The organism is Pseudoduganella ginsengisoli, from assembly GCF_009720865.1.
Classification (GTDB): domain Bacteria; phylum Pseudomonadota; class Gammaproteobacteria; order Burkholderiales; family Burkholderiaceae_D; genus Rugamonas; species Rugamonas ginsengisoli.
Genome location: NZ_WNLA01000007.1, coordinates 1 through 20,990, shown reverse-complemented (window position 1 = coordinate 20,990; position 20,990 = coordinate 1). Strand labels below are relative to the sequence as shown.

14 protein-coding genes are annotated in these 20,990 nt (G+C 59.0%); 11 read left to right on the top strand and 3 right to left on the bottom strand.

Going from position 1 to position 20,990, the window contains the following annotated elements; translation table 11 throughout:
* Positions 1 to 15: 15 nt before the first annotated feature.
* The 3 genes from GM668_RS12625 to GM668_RS12615 all read left to right on the top strand — a co-directional run bounded on the left by GM668_RS12625 (position 16) and on the right by GM668_RS12615 (position 2,043).
* A complete protein-coding gene (locus GM668_RS12625; protein WP_155439323.1) occupies positions 16 to 1,080 on the top strand; it encodes an MBL fold metallo-hydrolase in 1,065 nt (354 codons plus the stop codon).
* 243 nt (positions 1,081 to 1,323) lie between these two features.
* Entirely contained in the window at positions 1,324 to 1,731 is a 408-nt protein-coding gene (locus tag GM668_RS12620) for a hypothetical protein (RefSeq protein ID WP_211923383.1), read from the top strand.
* A gap of 108 nt (positions 1,732 to 1,839) precedes the next feature.
* Positions 1,840 to 2,043 carry a hypothetical protein gene (locus GM668_RS12615; protein WP_155439322.1) on the top strand — a complete coding sequence of 68 codons (204 nt, stop codon included), beginning with the start codon at positions 1,840 to 1,842 and terminating at the stop codon, positions 2,041 to 2,043.
* 27 nt (positions 2,044 to 2,070) lie between these two features.
* Here GM668_RS12615 and GM668_RS12610 read toward each other — a convergent pair whose 3' ends face one another.
* From GM668_RS12610 to GM668_RS12600, 3 genes are all read right to left on the bottom strand, one after another.
* On the bottom strand, positions 2,071 to 2,649 hold the full coding sequence (locus GM668_RS12610) for a UbiX family flavin prenyltransferase (protein ID WP_155439321.1): 579 nt from the start codon (positions 2,647 to 2,649) through the stop codon (positions 2,071 to 2,073).
* A complete protein-coding gene (grxD, locus tag GM668_RS12605) occupies positions 2,642 to 2,959 on the bottom strand; it encodes a Grx4 family monothiol glutaredoxin (RefSeq protein ID WP_154371419.1) in 318 nt (105 codons plus the stop codon). The genes GM668_RS12610 and grxD overlap by 8 nt, the downstream gene beginning before the upstream one ends.
* A 153-nt stretch (positions 2,960 to 3,112) precedes the next feature.
* Positions 3,113 to 5,464: a Tex family protein gene (locus GM668_RS12600; RefSeq protein WP_155439320.1), complete on the bottom strand. Its 2,352-nt coding sequence runs from the start codon at positions 5,462 to 5,464 to the stop codon at positions 3,113 to 3,115.
* Between the two features lie 238 nt (positions 5,465 to 5,702).
* On the opposite strand from GM668_RS12600, the gene GM668_RS12595 reads away from it, so the two are divergent.
* The 8 genes from GM668_RS12595 to GM668_RS12560 all read left to right on the top strand — a co-directional run.
* Positions 5,703 to 8,822: a DEAD/DEAH box helicase gene (locus GM668_RS12595; RefSeq protein WP_155439319.1), complete on the top strand. Its 3,120-nt coding sequence runs from the start codon at positions 5,703 to 5,705 to the stop codon at positions 8,820 to 8,822.
* A 12-nt stretch (positions 8,823 to 8,834) separates the two neighbouring features.
* Entirely contained in the window at positions 8,835 to 9,866 is a 1,032-nt protein-coding gene (locus tag GM668_RS12590; RefSeq protein WP_155439318.1) for a PAS domain-containing sensor histidine kinase, read from the top strand.
* 92 nt (positions 9,867 to 9,958) lie between these two features.
* Positions 9,959 to 10,639, top strand: coding sequence for a response regulator transcription factor (locus tag GM668_RS12585; RefSeq protein WP_154371423.1), 681 nt, complete (start codon positions 9,959 to 9,961; stop codon positions 10,637 to 10,639).
* Between the two features lie 152 nt (positions 10,640 to 10,791).
* Positions 10,792 to 12,423, top strand: coding sequence for a methyl-accepting chemotaxis protein (locus tag GM668_RS12580; protein WP_155439317.1), 1,632 nt, complete (start codon positions 10,792 to 10,794; stop codon positions 12,421 to 12,423).
* 164 nt (positions 12,424 to 12,587) lie between these two features.
* Complete coding sequence (locus GM668_RS12575) at positions 12,588 to 13,238, top strand: transposase (protein WP_371868690.1); 651 nt, start codon at positions 12,588 to 12,590, stop codon at positions 13,236 to 13,238.
* Positions 13,239 to 13,428: 190 nt separating this feature from the next.
* Positions 13,429 to 18,147 carry a glutamate synthase-related protein gene (locus GM668_RS12570; protein WP_155439315.1) on the top strand — a complete coding sequence of 1,573 codons (4,719 nt, stop codon included), beginning with the start codon at positions 13,429 to 13,431 and terminating at the stop codon, positions 18,145 to 18,147.
* Positions 18,148 to 18,225: 78 nt separating this feature from the next.
* A complete protein-coding gene (locus tag GM668_RS12565) occupies positions 18,226 to 19,689 on the top strand; it encodes a glutamate synthase subunit beta (RefSeq protein ID WP_170305618.1) in 1,464 nt (487 codons plus the stop codon).
* A gap of 208 nt (positions 19,690 to 19,897) precedes the next feature.
* A partial coding sequence (locus GM668_RS12560) for a DUF4214 domain-containing protein (protein ID WP_155439314.1) occupies positions 19,898 to 20,990 on the top strand: 1,093 nt, incomplete at its 3' end.

Below are 20,990 nucleotides of genomic sequence, written 5' to 3'. Positions count from 1 at the left end.
CCTGGAAAGTGAACCATGAACCATCTTGAATCCCAATTGCACTATCCGTTTGGCGACACCATTCCCGCTACCGGCGAAGTGCACCAGCTAGCGCCCGGCCTGGCCTGGCTGCGCATGCCACTGCCATTCGCACTGGACCACATCAACCTGTGGCTGCTGGAAGACCGCTTTGGCGAGAAGGAAGAGGCTGGCTGGAGTGTCGTCGATTGCGGCGCATCGACTGACGCCACCAAGGCCGGCTGGGAACAAGTGTTTGCGCAGGGCTTGCAGGGCAAGCCGCTGCAGCGCGTGCTGGTCACCCATTGCCATCCTGACCACGTGGGCTTGTCGGACTGGCTGTGCCGCCGCTGGCGCGCGCCGCTGTGGATGTCGGCTGCCGATTTCGGCTTTGCCCGCATGATGGCGGCCGCGCTGCCCGGCGTGGATGGCACGTCGGCCTTGCCGCATTTCGAGCGCCATGGCTTGTCTGACCCGGACATGCTGGAAAAGATGGGCAGCCGCCGCAATTACTATCCGTCGCTGGTGCCGGCCGTTCCGGCCGCCTACACGCGTATGCAAGATGGCGACGCCGTCACCATCGGCCAACACGCGTGGCGTGTGATTACGGGTTTTGGCCATGCCCCTGAACACGTTTCACTATATTGTGCGGATTTAAATATGTTGATATCCGGCGATATGGTGTTGCCGCGAATTTCCACCAATGTCTCGGTATTTGCCGTGGAGCCGGAAGCCAATCCGCTGGCTTTATATCTGGATTCATTGTCCAGATATGCGGATTTACCGGATGACGTGCTGGTCTTGCCATCGCATGGTAAACCGTTCCGTGGCTTGCATACCCGTATCCAGCAATTGCGCGACCACCACGATGCCCGGCTGGCGGAAGTGGTGGCGGCGTGCACGGGACAGTGGCGGACTGCGGCAGAGATCGTTCCGATTATGTTCCGCCGTCCTCTTGATGCCCATCAACTAAGCTTTGCGCTCGGCGAGGCGCTGGCCCATCTTCACAAGTTGTGGCGTGAAGGTATCGTGCGACGGGCCACCGATGGTGGCGGAATAATACGTTTCATGGTAATCCCATGAGTGTCACATTTATGTGACAATTGGAGAGAAAGTGGCGTAAACGCATCTTGCTGAACGAACGTTCAATCCAACGATGTCGCCGCTGAATACAATTTTCCGTATTATTCAGAGCTTGGTACAAAGTTTGGAAAGGACTTTGATCACTGCGCGATCATGAGCCCTTCAAATGTTATATTTTGAATTCTCGATTGTCACAAGCGCTGAGAGACTGACAATTATGCCGCGACGTGAAATAGTGCAACTATGAATTCATCCAACGAACGCGAAAGCTTTAGCCAGCGACTCCAGCAGGCTCTTAAAAACGCACATTATTCACCCGATAGCCCCACCCGCCTGGCCAGGGAATTTAATATCCGTTTCGACGGCCGGCCGATTACTGTGCATGCGGCCCGCAAATGGCTGGTGGGCGAAGCTATTCCTACGCAGGAAAAATTGCGCATGATTGCGCAATGGTTAGGCGTGCCTGCCGACTGGTTACGCTTTGGCGGGCCGGAATCGGTGGCCCCGACGGAGCAAAATGGCAGCAGCCTGTCCCGTTTCGAGTCGGCTGATGTGAAACTCATTGCTGATTTACAGCGATTAGATGAACATCACCGCCAGATCGCCCGAGAATTTATCCGCATGCTGGTGCGGGTAAATTATCAGAAGTAACCGCCATTCCGGCGGCGGAACTGTCCCGCCGCCGCGTCCCAAACGCCGCCGCGTGCTGTCTTGTAATAAATCGTCATCAATTCGACACGAAAATCAGGCACAATACCCATGCATGTGATTTTCAAGGAGTCTGCATTGAGCCGTCCGATTCGAAACAATTACAGCAATTCTGCGCAATTGAAAGATTTGATGACTGCGCCGCCTATGTCTGCGACGCGCCATGCTGAAGTCCTGCGCAAAAGAAATGAACAGCGCCGGATGCTGGAAGAAATGCGGGAATTGAAGCGGGCCGATACCCGTTTCGGTAATTGACCCCTGCCGTATCCAGTTATACCGGTTTTACATTCCTGCCCAGCGGGGCGCCAGTTCGTGTTCAACCGCGAATAGGTCAAGTACGCGCGCCACTGTGTGATCGACCATCTCGGCGATCGATTGCGGCTGATGATAAAAGCTGGGTAAGGGCGGGAAAATAATGCCGCCCATTTCCGTCACGGCGGTCATATTGCGCAAATGCGCCAGGTTAAATGGTGTTTCGCGCACCATCAATACCAGCCGGCGGCGCTCTTTGAGCATGACGTCCGCTGCGCGGGCAATCAAGTTGTCGGACAAGCCGTGCGCCACGGCCGCCAGGGTTTTCATCGAGCACGGCGCAATCACCATCCCGTCACACTGGAACGAGCCGCTGGCAATGGCTGCGCCGATATTGTTTTGCTTGTGCACGACGTCGGCCAGCGCTTCCACTTGCTTGCGCTGCAAACCGGTCTCTTGATGCAGGGTCAGCACTGCCGCGTCGGAAATCACCAGGTGCGATTCGACTTTCTGCGGCAGTGCCTTTAGCACTTCCAGCAGCCGCACGCCATACACGGCGCCAGTGGCGCCCGTGATGGCAATGACGAGCCGCTTTGGCTTATCAGCCATTGTTGTCCAGCAGGGCCTTCAGTTCGCCGGATTCAAACATTTCCGACATGATGTCCGAGCCGCCGATGAACTCGCCGCGCACGTACAGCTGTGGAATGGTTGGCCAGTTCGAGTATTCTTTGATGCCCTGGCGCACTTCAGGGTCGTCCAGCACGTTCACGGTGGCGATGTTTTCAACGCCGCACGCTTTCAGGATCTGGATAGCACGGCCGGAAAAGCCGCATTGCGGGAACTGGGCGGTGCCCTTCATGAACAGGACCACTGGCGTGTTGGTCACGGTTTCTTTGATCCAGGTTTGTACGTCGCTCATAACTGCCTCAGGGGAAAAGATGAAGATGCCGACATTTTATAAGAAATCGGCACCCGGGGTATCAGCAAGCCAGCTACTACTTGCCCATTAGAAAAAAGGTGCCAGGGACTTTTTTGCTAGATCTAAATTCCCGGCACGGTGATTTGGCAAGTTTTAGCCGCGCAGTTTTGCGAAGGCTGCGGCCATCGAACCTTGCACTTGGGGCTCGCGCGACTGCTGCTTCTGGTGCTGGCCCATGGCGCGGCGGTCATTGCGCTCACTGCGCTGCTCGGGGCGGGACCCCGCCTGTGGAGCACTGTCCGACAGGCGCATGGTCAAGGCAATGCGCTTGCGCTTGACGTCGACTTCCAGCACTTTGACCTTGACCACCTGGCCCGCTTTCACCACCGTATGCGGGTCCTTGACGAACGAGTTCGACAGCGCGGAAATGTGGACAAGTCCATCCTGGTGCACGCCGATATCCACAAACGCGCCAAACGCGGCCACATTGGTCACCACGCCTTCCAGGATCATATCCGGGCGCAAGTCGCTGATTTCCTCCACGCCTTCCTTGAACGTCGCCGTGGTGAATTCCGGACGCGGATCGCGGCCCGGCTTTTCCAGTTCTTTCAAGATATCCGTCACCGTTGGCACGCCGAACTTGTCGTCCGCATACTTGGCCGGGTTCAACGACTTGATCAGCGATGATTCGCCGATGACGCCTTTAATATCCTTTTTGATATCAGAAAGGATTTTTTCTACGACAGGATAGGATTCCGGGTGCACTGCCGACGCATCCAGCGGGTTTTCTCCACCCAAAATGCGCAGGAAGCCGGCCGCCTGTTCAAACGTCTTGTCGCCCAAACGGGGCACTTTCTTCAAGCCCGCGCGCGACGTGAAGGCGCCATTCGCATCGCGGAAGTTCACGATACCCTGCGCCACGCTGGCCGACAGCCCGGATACGCGCGCCAGCAGCGGCGCCGACGCAGTATTCACATCCACACCAACCGCATTCACGCAATCTTCCACCACGGCATCCAGCGTGCGCGCCAATTGCGTTTGCGACACGTCGTGCTGGTATTGCCCCACGCCGATGGATTTCGGGTCGATCTTCACCAGTTCCGCCAGCGGATCTTGCAAACGGCGGGCAATCGATACGGCGCCGCGCAACGACACGTCCAGCTCCGGCAATTCGCGCGACGCGAATTCCGAGGCGGAATACACGGATGCCCCGGCTTCCGACACGACAATCTTGGTCAGCTTTTGCTCCGGATATAACTTAATCAACTCTTGCGCCAGCTTGTCGGTTTCGCGCGATGCCGTGCCATTGCCAATGGAAACCAGGGACACATTGTGCTTGGCGGCCAGGCGGCCCAGCGTTTGCAGCGAACCGGCCCAGTCATTTCTTGGCTGGTGCGGATAAATCGTTGCCGTTTCAACCACTTTGCCGGTGGAATCGACCACGGCGACTTTGACGCCGGTACGCAAGCCAGGGTCCAGGCCCATGGTGGCGCGCTGCCCCGCCGGGGCTGCCAGCAGCAACGCTTTCAAATTGGTAGCGAAGACATTGATGGCATCCGTTTCCGCTTTTTCACGCAGCGCGCCCATCAATTCGGTTTCCAGGTGCATGAAGCTTTTGACGCGCCACGTCCAGCGCGCCGTGTCGGCCAGCCATTTGTCGGCAGGGCGGCCTGCCTGTTTGATGCCGAAACGGGCGGCAATGCGGCTTTCGCACGGGTTCAGCGGCGCATCCCACTTGGGTTTTTCCGCTTCCGTATCCAGGCGCAACGTCACGTCCAGCACGCCTTCACGGCGGCCGCGCAGCAATGCCAATGCACGGTGCGATGGCACGGTGGCCAGGGTTTCCGAGTAATCAAAGTAATCGGCGAATTTTTCGCCTTCTTCCTGCTTGCCTTCCACGACTTTGGACTCAACTACCGCATGTTCCTGCACGTATTCGCGCAACGATTGCAGCAGGGTCGCGTCTTCGGCAAAGCGTTCCATGAGGATTTGGCGCGCGCCGTCGAGGGCGGCTTTGGTATCCGGCACGCCGGGATTGGCCACGCCATCGGCATTGGTGAAGGCTTCGCGCAAGTAAGCCTGCGCGTGCGTGTCAGGATTCAGCGTGGGGTCGGCCAGCAAGGCATCGGCCAGCGGCATCAAGCCTGCTTCGATGGCGATTTGCGCCTTGGTGCGGCGTTTTTGTTTATAAGGGAGGTACAAGTCTTCCAGGCGGGTCTTGTCTTCCGCATGCAGGACGGCGTCCAGCAATGCCGGCGTCATCTTGTTTTGCTCGGTAATCGACGCCACGATGGCGGCGCGGCGCTCTTCCAGTTCGCGCAGGTAGCGCAAGCGCTCTTCCAGCAAGCGCAATTGCGTATCATCCAGGCCGCCGGTGGCTTCCTTGCGATAACGAGCAATGAAGGGCACGGTGGCGCCTTCATCCAGCAGGGCGACGGCGGCAGTGACCTGGGCCGGCTTGGCGGCCAATTCGTTGGCAAGGCGTTGTTCGATGGTAGGCAGCATGGCGTATTTCCTCTAAGACGAGCCCGGAATCATACGCAATGCCGCTGCCATCGCCAACCTCAGGACCGCAGCTTTCCTTATCTTTCATGTTTTAGACGGGATATGTTCGAAGAAACACAAACCAGAATCCCCCTAAAACGGATAATATTACATGTTGCAGTTTTAGAACCGTCCACTTCCCAATAAAACAGCAGTTCTGTAAGCACCAAAGTAAGAGTTCGTAAAAGCTATGCGCACTATGGATTTGACACGCGCCGAAACCCGCGAAACCACCCCGGCCCAGGCCCCAGCATCGGCACCAGCGACCCAGCTGCCCTATGCGGTTGCCACGTGGCTACAGCGGGTGGATGCAGCTGCGCATCCGAAGCCGAAGCTGGCAGTAATACCAGAGCCGGACCCGAAACAGCCGCAAACGCAGTACCGGTTAATTTATGTGCTGGCGCCGACCAGCGGTGGCCGCCATGTGGCGCTGTGCCTGTACAAGGCACGCTTGCGCCCGAATGGCGACGTGGCTGCCGCAACGCCTGTCAGCGAAGTATTTTCCCTGTTGTCCGCGCCGCCTTCTTTCCTGGAAGCCGGTGATGAAGACTTGATCCGCTTCTTTGTTGCCATGCGCAGCGGCCCGAATTCACAAACGGGCAGCGCCACGGAACCACGCGGCAAGATTGGTGCGGCCCTGCTGCAAATGCTGGCTGAACAGGACAAACTGCTGTGGGCCAATTCGTGGTCCGACGTGGGCAATGGGCTGGTGTACCCGATGAAAGGTGGCGCGCTGCGGCAGGCCAACCTGGCATGGCGCGAAGAAGGCAAGGGCTTGCGGCTGGGCTGGGCAGTGGAAGCGCCGGAAGGTGCGCGCCATCATGGCGCCGATTCCGTCGACTACATGCTGCCGACCGATCCGCCATGGTACATCGATAACCTGTCGTGCGGCGTACTGCAATTAAACCAGGGCGGCACGGAAATCCCGCTGGCCGACTTGCAGGCGCTGGTGGCGCAAGCGCCGCTGTTGACGGCCAACGATAAACTGCGCGTGTCGCAACTGTTGCTGGCGCACGGCTTGCAGCAATTGATGCCGCTGCCGCAGCCGCTGCCGCAGCGCATCCGCAATGACGTGTTGCCGAAACCTATCCTTGTGCTGGATTCGGCCATGCTGGCCGATGGCGCGCACCAGCGCTGGAACGATTACGCGGTCTTGTCGTATGACTATGATGGCGAACGCGTGTCGTTCGACCCGTCGCAGCGCGTCGTGCGCCAGCGCGGCGAAGTCACTGAAGTCATCCAGCGCAATGAACAGGCTGAAGCCGATGCGCTGGCGGCGCTGACGGCGCTGGGCTTCCGCAAGCCGAATGCGCTGCCGCTGTCGTCCGTGCGCGGCGGCTTGCTGCTGGCTAGCCAGGCTGACTGGCTGCGCTTTGCCGCTGATGGCATTGATGAATTGCGCAGCAATGGCTGGCAAGTGGAAAAGACATCGAAGTACCGCTATGACGTGACGGCTGTCGATGGCTGGTATGCGGAAGTGGAAGAAGACGACGCCGATGGCGGCCACGCGTGGTTCGACCTGGAGCTGGGCATTGTGGTGGCGGGCGAACGCATTCCGCTGTTGCCGGTGCTGGTGCAAATGATCCGCAATGCGCCCAACGATTTCAGCCCGAAAGCGCTGGCCGTGCATGCGGAAGAAGACCAGATGCTGGCGACGTTGTCCGATGGCGAGCGTGTCGCGTTGCCATGGAACCGCGTGAAGCCGATTCTCGCCACCTTGGGCGAACTGTATTTCAGCGAAAAAATCCGCCACTCGGTGCGCATGGCCACGCTGGATGCGGCGCGCCTCGATGAATTGGCGCGTACGGTGGACTTTGAATGGACTGGCGGCGAAGAGTTGCGTGAAATGGGCCGCCGCCTGAACCAGTTCAGTTCCGTCAAGCGCGTGCCGACGCCGGCCGGCTTGCGCGCCACGTTGCGCGATTACCAGGCCGACGGCCTCGCATGGATGCAATTCCTGCGCGAATATGGTTTAGCCGGCATCCTGGCCGATGACATGGGCTTGGGTAAAACCGTGCAAACGCTGGCGCACATCCTGGTGGAAAAAGAGGCAGGCCGCCTCACGCATCCGGTGCTGGTGATTGCCCCTACGAGCTTGATGGGCAACTGGCAAGATGAAGCAGCGCGCTTCGCGCCGGACTTGCGCGTGCTGCTGTTGCAAGGCAAAGACCGCGCACAATTGTTTGACCAGATTCCGCAGGCGGACCTGGTGCTGACGACGTACGCGCTGCTGCCGCGCGATGAAGAAAAACTGCACGAACATGAATTCCACCTGGTGATCCTTGATGAGTCGCATTACATCAAGAACACCCGCTCGAAGGCGGCGCAAAGCGCGAGCTTGCTGAAGTCGCGCCACCGTTTATGCCTGTCCGGCACGCCGCTGGAAAACCACCTGGGGGAATTGTGGTCGCAATTCCACTTCCTGTTGCCAGGCTTGCTGGGCGACGAGAAAACTTTCAACTCGCAATTCCGGCATCCGATCGAACGGCAAGACGATCCGCTGCGCCGCGCGCTGCTGAACCGCCGCATCAAGCCGTTCCTGCTGCGCCGTACCAAGGACAGCGTGGCCAAGGAACTTCCGCCAAAAACAGAAATGGTGCGCAAGGTGGAGTTGACGGGCGCCCAGCGCGACTTGTATGAAACCGTGCGGCTGGCCATGGACCAGAAGGTGCGCGAAGAAATCGACCGTAAAGGCGTGGCGCGCAGCCAGATCGTGATCCTGGAAGCGTTGCTGAAACTGCGCCAGGTATGCTGCGACCCGCGTCTCGTGAAAACGCTGCCGTCGAAAAAACAGGCAGCCGGTTCCGCCAAGCTGCAGGATTTGATGCAGATGGTGGAGGATTTGCTGGAAGAGAAACGTAAAATCCTCGTGTTCTCGCAATTCACGTCGATGCTGGAATTGATTGAAGAAGAACTGGATGCGCGTGACATTCCGTACGCGATCCTGACCGGCGAAACCAAGGACCGCAGCGCGCAAGTGGCGGCGTTCCAGCAAGGCGCTGTGCCGATCTTCCTGATTTCGCTGAAGGCCGGCGGCGTGGGCTTGAACTTGACGGCCGCCGATACCGTGATTCACTACGACCCGTGGTGGAACCCGGCAGCGGAAAACCAGGCTACGGACCGCGCCTGGCGTATCGGCCAGGACAAGCCGGTATTTGTCTACAAGTTGATTGCCAAGGGCACGCTGGAAGAAAAGATCCAGGTCTTGCAGCAGAAAAAATCCGACCTGGCGCAATCGGTGCTGGCGGAAGGCGAATCGCAAAAGATGACGTTGACGCAGGAAGACTTGCAGCAAATCTTTGCGCCTTTGGTAGATTAAGTGGATTGATCCATGTCCGAAGCCTTGTACCGCCAAATTCTCGACAACAGCAGCGACGTGCATTTTATGCTTGAATGCGACAGCGGCAAGCTGCTGTACCTGAGCCCTGCTGCCGGCCGCCGTTTCGGCTACACGCTGGAACAGGCGCAAAAGCTGGCCGATGGCTTGATCAAAGAATTGCCGTTGCGGCTAGAGCGCTTTGCGGCTGGCGACCAAAGCCGATTGCGCGTGCGGCGCGAACTGGATCTGGCCCATGCGACCGATGGCAGCACGATCCCGGTCGACGTGGAATCCGTGCTGGTATTGAATGAGTTCGGCAGCGCCGTGGCGCTGACGGGCACGGTCCGCGATGCCAGCGAGCGGCACGAATGGCAGCAACAGCAAAAGAAATTCGCGTCGATGCTGTCGCATGAATTCCGCACGCCGCTGTCCACCATCGATGGCGCCATCCAGCGCCTGGAAATGACGGGCGCCCACCACGACGAGGCAACGCGCAAACGTTATACAAAAATCCAGACAGCAGTTGACCGGCTGTTGGCCATGCTGGACGAATACCTGTCGCCGGAACGGCTGGCGTCGATAGGCCGCAAGCGCCAACCCAACGAGATTTCACCGCTGGCGCTGCTGGAAACCGCGGCAGAGCAGGCCCGCACACGCCGCGCCAATGTGCGTGTGGAAGTGGAAGGCATGCCGCAATGGCTGCGCTGCGACCCGGCCGGCATGCGCCTGTGCCTGGAGATCTTGCTCGACAATGCCATTAAGTACACACGCGATGACGTGGCCATAACACTGATCGGCAAAAAAGCAACAGAGGGTGGCATTGAATTCGCGGTATCGGACCAGGGTAATGGTATCCCCCCTGATGAGATCGATAAGCTGTTTGAAAAAGGCTACCGGGGCCCTAATGCCGTTGGTATTGCTGGTTCCGGCCTCGGCTTATATATGGCGCGTGCAGTGGTGGAAGTACATGGCGGGACGCTGACGGTCGAGAATTTTTCTGAAAGCGGCAAGAAATTTAGGATTTGGCTTCCAATCGCAGCTTGAGCCGGGAAAAGCCTTGCGCCATGCAGCACCAACCGGTGATAATTCTCACCATGTAGGCGCATGCTTACATCCAATTAAATGGCGCTTCATACATGACGCAGATATTGATCGTGGAAGACAATCTGGACTATGCCGAAGAAATGGCGGAGTTCCTGACTGAGCTTGAACACGTAGTCCACATCACCAATAACGCCGGCGAAATGTGGTCGGCACTGAGCCAAGGCAATGTTGGCGTGGTGGTGCTCGACCTGGGCTTGCCGGACGAGGATGGCTTCAATGTCATTCCGCGCATGCGCCAGCTATATCCGCACATTGGTTTGCTGGTTCTGACGGGCCGAGTAGCATTTGATAACCGCATTCTCGGCTTGCGTTTAGGCGCCGACCATTATCTGACCAAACCCATCAAGTTCCCTGAACTGGCCGCGCACATTGAAGCGCTGGACCGTCGCGTGGGCCCACAGGAAACCGTGCCGCTGCCCGCCAAATGGACATTGCGCCTGGCCGCCCGCCGCCTGGAATTGCAAGGGCAAGCCATCACGCTGACGGAAAAGGAATGCAACTTTCTGCATTTGCTGACGATCAATACACGTCCGGTGCCGCGCCAGGTCATCGTTGCCGGTATTGGCGGTGACGACCCCGATGCGGGCCGGCGTGTCGATATGCTGGTGTACCGTTTGCGAAAAAAGGCCCGCAGTGGTTTGGGGCAGGATTTGCCATTGCGCAGCGCGTATGGCGAAGGCTACAGCCTGTCGACCAGCTTCAATTTGTCCTGAACGATAACCAATCGGTATCGGTTGAGTTACTTCACATAAAAAATTTCCACTTGTGACAATTGGAGATTTTCTTTCCGTAATGATTTCCTAAGATGAATTCTTGTGCTGTGCAGCATATTGCGCATGGCCGAATTTGCCAGAGGAGTTTACGGATGAAAATCAGGGACTTAAGAATTGGCATGCGCCTGGGCGGAGGCTTTGGCGTATTGATGCTGCTGGTAATAACGATGGCAGTGGCGGGCGCCTGGCAGTTGCAGGCGGTAGGGAATCTGACGGGCCGCATGGTCAACGAGGCCATGGCCAAGGAACGCTTGATAGCAGAATGGCACCGGATGGTCGGCATGGTCGGCGTGCGGGTGCTGGCGCTGGCGCGCGATCCACAAGTTGACGATGCTCAAGCCAAAGCCGATGCCGCAGTGGCAGCGGCTACGCGGGTGCGCGTCACCGATATTCAAAAGCAACTGGAAGCCATGCTGGTGACGCCGGAAGAGCAAGCCTTGTTTGCACGCGTGAGCGATGTGCGCAAGGACTATGCCGCCACGCGCGACCGTGTGTTTGCACTCCAGCAAAAAGGGGACCGTGACGGCGCCCGCGCGCTGGCCAACAGTGCGCTGGCGCCCAAACTGGACCAGTACCTGGAACGGCTGGGAGACATCGGCAAGCACCAGGCTGAAATCAGCAAGGTATTGGCGCAAGAAGTGCAAAAAGATTACCAGAGCGGTACGCAATTCCTGGTCTGGGCAGCCGTGTGCGCGGTGGTGTTGGGCGCCTGGTTCGCGTGGCGCATTACTGTGTCGATCACCGCGCCCCTGCACCAGGCCGTGCAGGTGGCGCAAACCGTGGCATCCGGCAACCTGGGCAGCCAGATCATTGTTACCAGCCGCGATGAAACGGGCCAGTTGCTGCAAGCGTTGAAAGACATGAATAACAGTCTGGCCAGCCTGGTTGGCCAGGTACGGGGCGGCACCGACACGATTGCCATGGCGTCGGGCCAGATTGCCAGCGGTAACCTGGATTTATCGAGCCGGACCGAGCGGCAAGCCAGTTCGCTGCAGCAGACGGCGTCGTCGATGGAGCAATTGACAGCCACGGTGCGCCAGAATGATGACAATTCCCGCCAGGCCCATGCGCTGGCCATGTCAGCCTCGGCTGTGGCGCAACAAGGCGGCGTGGTGGTGGGCCAAGTGGTCGACACCATGGGACAGATCAATGCATCGGCGCAGAAAATTGCCGACATCATCGGCGTCATCGATGGCATTGCCTTCCAAACCAATATCCTGGCATTGAACGCCGCAGTGGAAGCGGCGCGTGCCGGCGAGCAGGGCCGGGGATTTGCCGTGGTGGCGTCGGAAGTGCGCGGCCTGGCACAGCGCAGCGCCACGGCGGCGCGGGAAATCAAGGCGCTGATCGTCGATTCGGTGGCCCAGGTGGAAAATGGCGCGAAACTGGTGGACCTGGCTGGCACGACCATGGACGATATCGTGGGCCACGTGCAGCGCGTGACAGGATTGATCGGCGAAATTACGCAGGCCAGCGCGGAACAAAGCGATGGCATCGAACAAATCAACCAGGCCATCATGCAAATGGATCAGGTGACGCAGCAAAATGCCGCGCTGGTGGAAGAGGCGGCCGCTGCAGCGGATGCGCTGCAAGAACAAAGTGTGGCGCTGGCCAACCTGGTCAGTGCATTCAGCCTGGCTGGCAACGGGGGCGGCAGTGGAGCCGGTAACGCTGGGCAGCCCTATCCGCCCGGCCGGCTGGCCCGGCGTTTATTGACGACATAGCAAGTTTTAATTAAAAAGGGACGGAGTCGGGCATTTTTTTGAACTTTGAAAAATAATCAGGGACAGAGTAGTTGATTCGAGGTACTATCGCACTTCCCGATAGCACTTTATTTGACAACATGGCCCGGCTTCCCCGACTCATCGTCCCGTTCCAACCACACCACGTGATACAAAAAGCCCTGTCCGGCGTCCCCCTGTTCCAGGAAGACGCCGACTATACGGCATTCCTGGACTGGCTGCGTACGGCCGCCCGCAACTGGAAGATTTCCATCCACGCTTATGCGCTGCTGCCGGACTGCCTGCACATGCTGGTGTCGCCGGCTGACGAAGAGGGCTTGGGGCAGGCCATGCAATGGATAGGCCGCAACTACGTGCCGTACTACAACCGGAAATATGGCCGTTCCGGCACGTTATGGCAGGGCCGTTTCAAGACGTCCGTCGTCGATGCCGAGTCATATTTGCTGCTCAATAGCCGGTATATCGAGTATCTCCCCGTGCGGGCCGGCTTGGCGTTCGAGCCGGCCGGCTATAAGTGGTCCAGTTATGGCCAGCATGCGGGCCTGAACCCGGATCCGGTAGTGACAGACCACCCGCTGTACTGGGCGCTCGGTAACACGCCGTACCAGCGTGAAAACACGTATGCGGAAATGGCGTCCTCAGACCTGTCGAAAGACCAGATCCTCACAGTGGAAAAGTCGGTTTTAAAAGGCTGGCCGCTGGGCTCGGACAAGTTCAAAACTGACTTGCAAAACCGGATGCAGCGCCAGGTGCTGCCCGCCAAACGGGGGCGTCCATTCAAGAAGGCCCTTGATTAAACAGACAATTTTTTGTCGCTAGCCCGGCCACACGCCGGGTATTTTTATGCCGTTATTGACTATGTCCCTAATTAAAAAATATGGCGATTCCTGTTGATTTAATTTGACTCCGACCCTAATTGTTTTTGTTGAGTTTACGTTGACCTTGTTCTATTCTGAGTTTTCGTTATCTAAATGCAGTGGAGAAAACATGGAATCGCAAGGTTTGTACGACCCAGCCAACGAACATGACGCGTGCGGCGTCGGTTTCGTCGCCCACATCAAGGGCAAGAAAAGCCATTCGATCGTGGAGCAGGGTCTGCTGATCCTGAAGAACCTCGATCACCGGGGCGCGGTTGGCGCGGACGCGCTGATGGGCGACGGCGCCGGTATCCTGATTCAGATCCCGGACCAGTACTACCGCGATGAAATGGCCAAGCAAGGCGTGGAACTGCCGCCGCCAGGCGAATACGGTGTCGGCATGGTGTTCCTGCCGAAAGAAAACGCATCCCGTATCGCATGCGAACAGGAAATCGAGCGCGCCGTGCGCATCGAAGGCCAGGTCGTGCTGGGCTGGCGTAACGTACCGGTCGACTATGACATGCCGATGTCGCCGACCGTGCGCGCCAAAGAACCCGTGATCCGCCAGATCTTTATCGGCCGCGGCGCCGACATCATGGTGACCGACGCGCTGGAGCGCAAACTGTACGTGATCCGCAAATCGTCGGGCCACGCGATCCAGGCCCTGAAGTTGCTGCATGGCAAAGAATTCTTCGTGCCATCGATGTCGGCCCGTACCGTCGTCTACAAAGGTTTGCTGCTGGCGGACCAGGTGGGCGTCTACTATAAAGACTTGCAAGATCCACGCTGCATCTCGGCCCTGGCCCTGGTGCACCAGCGCTTCTCCACCAATACCTTCCCAGAGTGGCCACTGGCCCACCCATACCGCCTGATCGCGCACAACGGCGAGATCAACACCGTTAAGGGTAACTTCAACTGGATGCGCGCCCGTGAAGGCGTGATGAAATCCGCCGTGCTGGGCGACGACCTGCAAAAGCTGTTCCCGCTGATCTATGAAGGCCAGTCGGACACCGCATGCTTCGACAACGCGCTGGAACTGCTGCTGATGGCAGGCTACCCGCTGGCACAGGCAATGATGATGATGATTCCGGAAGCGTGGGAAAACCACACGCTGATGGACGACAACCGCAAAGCATTCTACGAATACTATGCGTCGATGATGGAACCATGGGACGGCCCGGCCGCCATGGCCTTTACCGATGGCCGCTATATCGGCGGCACCCTCGACCGTAACGGCTTGCGTCCTGCCCGCTACATCGTGACCGATGACGACCTGGTGGTGATGGCGTCGGAATCCGGCGTGCTGCCGATTCCTGAATCGAAGATCATCCAGAAATGGCGTCTGCAGCCAGGCAAGATGTTCTTGATCGACCTGGAAGCCGGCCGCATCATCGATGACAAGGAATTGAAAGATACGTACGCCAACGCCAAGCCGTACAAGGCATGGATCAACGCCGTGCGCATCAAGCTGAACGAAATCAAGCTGTCGGAAAGCCAGCTGGCGAAAAACGTCGCCAAGTACGATGCCGCAGGCGAAAAAGCCGTGCCATCGATCCTGGACCGCCAGCAGGCATTCGGCTACACGCAAGAAGACATCCGCTTCCTGCTGGCGCCAATGGCAGTGGCCGGCGAAGAAGCCACCGGCTCGATGGGTAACGACTCGCCGCTGGCGATCATGTCGAACAAGCTGAAGCCGCTGTACAACTACTTCAAGCAATTGTTCGCCCAGGTGACCAACCCGCCGATCGACCCGATCCGCGAAGCCATGGTGATGTCGCTGGTGTCGTTCATCGGTCCGAAACCGAACCTTCTGGACACCAACAACGTGAACCCGCCGATGCGTCTCGAAGTGGCGCAGCCGGTGCTGGGCTTCGACGACATGGCGCGCCTGCGCAATATCGCGCAACACACGGGCAACAAGTTCAAGTCGTATGAATTGAACATTTGCTACCCGCTGGCATGGGGCAACGAAGGCGTGGAAGCATGCCTGGCCTCGCTGTGCGCGGAAGCCGTGGACGCGGTGAAATCCGGCCACAACATCCTGATCGTGTCCGACCGTTCCATCAGCGCCGACCGCGTGGCGATTCCTGCGCTGCTGGCCACGTCGACCATCCACCAGCACCTGGTGTCGAAGGGCTTGCGCGCTTCGACCGGCCTGGTGGTGGAAACCGGCTCGGCCCGCGAAACCCACCACTTTGCCCTGCTGGCGGGCTACGGCGCGGAAGCCGTGCACCCGTACCTGGCGATGGAAACCCTGATGGAAATCGCGCCGACCCTGCAAGGCGATTTGACGGGCGAACAAGCGATCTACAACTTCACCAAAGCCATCGGCAAGGGCTTGATGAAGGTGATGTCGAAGATGGGTATCTCGACCTACATGTCGTACTGCGGCGCGCAAATCTTCGAAGCCATCGGCTTGAACAAGTCGCTGGTGGACAAGTACTTCCGTGGCACGCCATCGAACGTCGAAGGCATCGGCGTGTTCGAAGTGGCCGAAGAAGCGCTGCGCCTGCACAACCTGGCGTTCGGCAACGACCCTGTGCTGAAAAATGCGCTGGACGCCGGCGGTGAATACGCGTTCCGTATCCGTGGCGAAGACCACCTGTGGACGCCGGACGCGATCGCCAAGCTGCAGCACTCGACCCGCGCCAACAATTACTCGACCTATAAAGAGTATGCGCAGATCATCAACGACCAGACCAAGCGCCACCTGACGTTGCGCGGCCTGTTCGAATTCAAGATCGATCCAAGCAAGGCCATCGCGCTGGACCAGGTGGAACCGGCGAAAGAGATCGTCAAGCGTTTCGCTACCGGCGCCATGTCGCTGGGCTCGATCTCGACCGAGGCGCACGCCACCTTGGCCGTTGCCATGAACCGTATCGGCGGCAAGTCGAACACGGGTGAAGGCGGTGAAGATCCGGCGCGCTACAAGATGGAATTGAAGGGCATTCCAATCAAGCAGGGCGACACCATGGCCACCGTGCTGGGTTCGGACAAGATGGTGGTGGACATCCCGCTGCAAGAAGGCGACTCGCTGCGTTCGCGCATCAAGCAGGTAGCGTCGGGCCGCTTCGGTGTGACTGCCGAATACCTGAGCTCCGCTGACCAGATCCAGATCAAGATGGCGCAGGGCGCGAAGCCAGGCGAAGGCGGCCAGCTGCCAGGCCATAAAGTGTCCGAGTACATTGCGCAGCTGCGCTTCTCGGTACCAGGCGTGGGCCTGATTTCGCCGCCACCGCACCACGATATCTATTCGATTGAAGACTTGGCGCAGCTGATTCACGACTTGAAAAACGTGAATCCTTCCGCGTCGATCTCCGTCAAGCTGGTGTCGGAAGTAGGTATCGGTACCGTGGCAGCCGGCGTTTCCAAGGCCAAAGCCGACCACGTGGTGGTGGCAGGCCATGACGGCGGTACCGGCGCATCGCCGCTGTCGTCCGTGAAACACGCTGGTACCCCATGGGAACTGGGCCTGGCGGAAACGCAGCAGACGCTGGTATTGAATGGCTTGCGCTCCCGTATCCGTGTGCAGGCTGACGGCCAGATGCGTACCGGCCGCGACGTGGTGATTGCCGCGCTGCTGGGCGCCGACGAAATCGGCTTCGCCACCGCACCGCTGGTGGTGGAAGGCTGCATCATGATGCGCAAGTGCCACTTGAATACGTGCCCGGTTGGCGTTGCCACCCAGGATCCGGTGCTGCGCGCCAAGTTCCAGGGCAAGCCGGAACACGTGGTCAACTACTTCTTCTTCGTTGCGGAAGAAGCCCGCCAGCTGATGGCGCAACTGGGCATCCGCACGTTCGACGAATTGATCGGCCGCTCCGACCTGCTGGACAAGTCGAAAGCCATCGCACACTGGAAAGCGCAAGGCTTGGACTTCTCCAACATCTTCTACCAGCCAAAACTGGCGGAAGGCCAGCAGGTGTACCACGTGGAAGACCAGGACCACGGCCTGGACAAGGCACTGGACCACAAGCTGATCGCCCAGGCCAAAGCCGCACTGGAAAAAGGCGAGCGCGTGTCGTTCATCTCGCCAGTGAAGAACGTCAACCGCACGGTCGGCACCATGCTGTCCGGCGAAGTGGCGAAGCGTTATGGTCACGCCGGCCTGCCGGACGACACCATCCACATCCAGCTGCAAGGCACGGCCGGCCAGTCCGCCGCCGCGTTCCTGGCACATGGCATCACGCTGGACCTGGTGGGCGAGGGTAACGACTATGTGGGTAAAGGCTTGTCGGGCGGCCGCATCATCGTGCGTCCGAACACGGAATTCCGTGGCTGGGCAGTGAACAACATCATCATCGGTAACACCGTGCTGTACGGCGCGATTGCCGGCGAAGCGTTCTTCAACGGCGTGGCAGGCGAACGTTTCGCTGTGCGTAACTCGGGCGCCACCGCGATTGTTGAAGGCGTGGGCGACCACGGTTGCGAATACATGACCGGCGGTACCGTGGTCGTGCTGGGCGCCACCGGCCGCAACTTCGCAGCGGGTATGTCGGGCGGTATCGCTTACGTGTACGACCCGGACGGCGATTTCGCACAGAAGTGCAACCTGTCCATGGTGTCGCTGGAATCGGTGTTGCCTGCCGCCGAGCAGAAAGTCGACCAGAACACGTGGCACAGCCAGCACCGTGACGGCGAGCCGGAGGCCGACGAGGTCATCCTGAAGCGCCTGATCGAGCGCCACTTCAAGCATACGGGCTCCACCCGTGCGCGCTTCCTGCTCGATAACTGGGCTGAAGGCCGCAGCAAGTTCGTGAAAGTGTTCCCGAACGAGTACAAGCGCGCGCTGATCGAGATGGCGGAAGACAAGGCCCTCGAAATGGAAACCCAGGCTATCGCTGCCTGATGTGATGCAGATCCCCGGCCTGAGCGGCTACGCGCCGCCGCCGGGGGACGCAAACTGATGAGAATAAGGAATTGAATCGTGGGTAAAATCACCGGCTTTATGGAATTCAAGCGCCAGGACGAAAGCTACCTGGCTCCCGAGGCACGCCTCAAGAACTACAAGGAATTCGTCCTGCACCTGACGAATGACCAGGCCAAGATCCAGGGCGCGCGCTGCATGGATTGCGGCATCCCGTTCTGCAACAATGGCTGCCCGGTCAACAACATCATCCCTGACTGGAATGACCTGGTGTACCGCGGCAATTACCGCGAAGCACTGGACGTGCTGCATTCGACCAACAACTTCCCGGAGTTCACGGGCCGCATTTGCCCGGCGCCGTGCGAAGCCGCCTGCACCTTGGGCATCAGCGAAGATCCGGTCGGCATCAAGTCGATCGAACACAAGATCATCGACGAAGGCTGGGAACACGGCTGGGTTGTGCCGCAGCCGGCAAGCGTTAAAACCGGCAAGAAAGTTGCCGTGGTTGGCTCCGGTCCTGCAGGTTTGGCTGCCGCCCAGCAGCTGGCCCGCGCCGGCCACGATGTGACCGTGTTCGAAAAAGCCGACCGCGTCGGCGGCCTGCTGCGCTACGGCATCCCTGACTTCAAGATGGAAAAGTCGCACATCGACCGCCGCGTGGAACAGATGGAAGCGGAAGGCGTGAAATTCCGTACCAACGTGCTGATCGGCAAAGATTTCCCGGCCAACGTCAACAACTGGGCCAAGGAAACCATCTTCCCGGAAGACCTGGACAAGGAATTCGACGCCGTGGTGCTGGCCGGCGGTGCGGAACAGCCGCGCGATTTGCCAGTGCCAGGCCGCGACTTGAAGGGCGTGCACTTCGCCATGGACTTCCTGCCGCAGCAAAATAAAGTCAACGCAGGCGATAAAGTCAAAGACCAGATCAAGGCCAACGGCAAGCACGTGGTCGTGATTGGCGGCGGCGACACGGGTTCCGACTGCGTGGGCACCTCGAACCGCCACGGCGCAGCCTCGGTAACGCAGTTCGAATTGATGCCAATGCCGCCAGAGCAAGAGAACAAGCCGCTGGTGTGGCCATACTGGCCAACCAAGCTGCGCACGTCGTCGTCGCACGAAGAAGGTTGCGAACGTGACTGGGCCGTGGCGACCAAGCGCCTGGAAGGCAAAAATGGCAAGGTTGAAAAACTGATTGCGTGCCGCGTGGAATGGAAAGACGGCAAGATGACGGAAGTGCCGGATTCGGAATTTGAAATGAAAGCCGATCTCGTGTTCCTGGCCATGGGCTTCGTGTCGCCAGTGCAGCAAATCCTGGACGCGTTCGGCGTCGACAAGGATGCACGCGGCAACGCCAAAGCCACTACCGAAGGCGACAGCAGCTACAAGACGTCGGTACCGAAAGTGTTCGCAGCCGGCGACATGCGCCGTGGCCAGTCGCTGGTGGTGTGGGCGATCCGCGAAGGCCGCCAATGCGCCCGCGCGGTGGATGAGTTCCTGATGGGTTCGTCGAACTTGCCGCGCTAATCAGTCAAACAAGTTATAACTCCCACCGGAGAAAGTCGGGCGATCCTCGGCTTCTCCGGTTTTTTTTTGCCCTCCGCGGACCGGTTCCGGACTGCATCTGTGTCATACCTGTTATGACTTTTGGTGACGATTGGATAGTTTGTTTCCAATTGTAAATTGTTATAATGCACAGTTTATTGTCATTTTTTAATCACCAGGATTACTCTGCATGGCCGCCATCCAAAGTCAGCTGCAACAGCTCTACGTCACTTACTTCAACCGTCCAGCAGACAAGGAAGGCTTGGCCTACTGGACGGCTGCGCTGGACAAAGGCAGCACAGTGGCATCGATTGCAGCGGATTTCGCGAAGTCGCCCGAATACCAGGCGCTGTATGAAGGCAAGTCCAATGTGGATTTGATCAAGGCGGTGTACCAGAACCTGTTCGGCCGCGTGGCGGAGGCGTCCGGCGCCGAATACTGGGCCGGGGTGATGAAACAGGGCTACAGCGCCCATGCGACGGTTGGCTTGATCCTGGCGGCGGCATCAGAAACCGACAAGCGCGTGGTGGACAACAAGACGGAAGCGGCGGCAGCGTTTACGGCCGCGCTCGATACCGCAACGGAAAGCACTGCGTACACGCGTACGCCAGCGAAAGCTTCGGCCAGCGCATGGCTCAACGGCGTAACCACCGACGCATCGCTGGCGCAAGCGAAGGCAGGCATCGACAAGGCTGTCAGCGCCGCAGTGGGCGCCACGGCACAGGCGATGGCCGCCACCACGCAACAGTTGCAGCAACTGTATGTGACCTATTTCAACCGTCCGGCCGATACGGACGGCCTGGCGTTCTGGACCGGCTATGTGGAAAGCGGCACCAGCGTGGCGTCGATCGCGGCCGATTTCGCGAAATCGCCGGAATATAAAGCACTGTACGAAGGTAAGTCGAATACCGACCTGATCAAGGCGGTCTATTTGAACTTGTTCGGCCGTGAAGCGGAGCCGTCCGGCGCCGAATACTGGGCCGGGGTGATGAAACAGGGCTACAGCGCGCACGAGACGGTGGGCATGATCCTGGCGGCGGCATCGGCAACCGATAGCCGCGTGGTGGCCAACAAGGTTGACGCGGCCACGGCCTTTACCACTGCGCTCGATACGGCGGCGGAAAGCACGGCCTATACGCTGGCCACTGCCAAGGCGGCTGCCAGCGCCTGGCTGAAAGGCATTACCACGGATGCATCGCTGGCGGCGGCCAAGGCTGGCGTCGATAAAGCCGTCAGCGCGGTAGTAAATGCCACGGCGCAGCGCGGCACGCTGGCAGACGGCT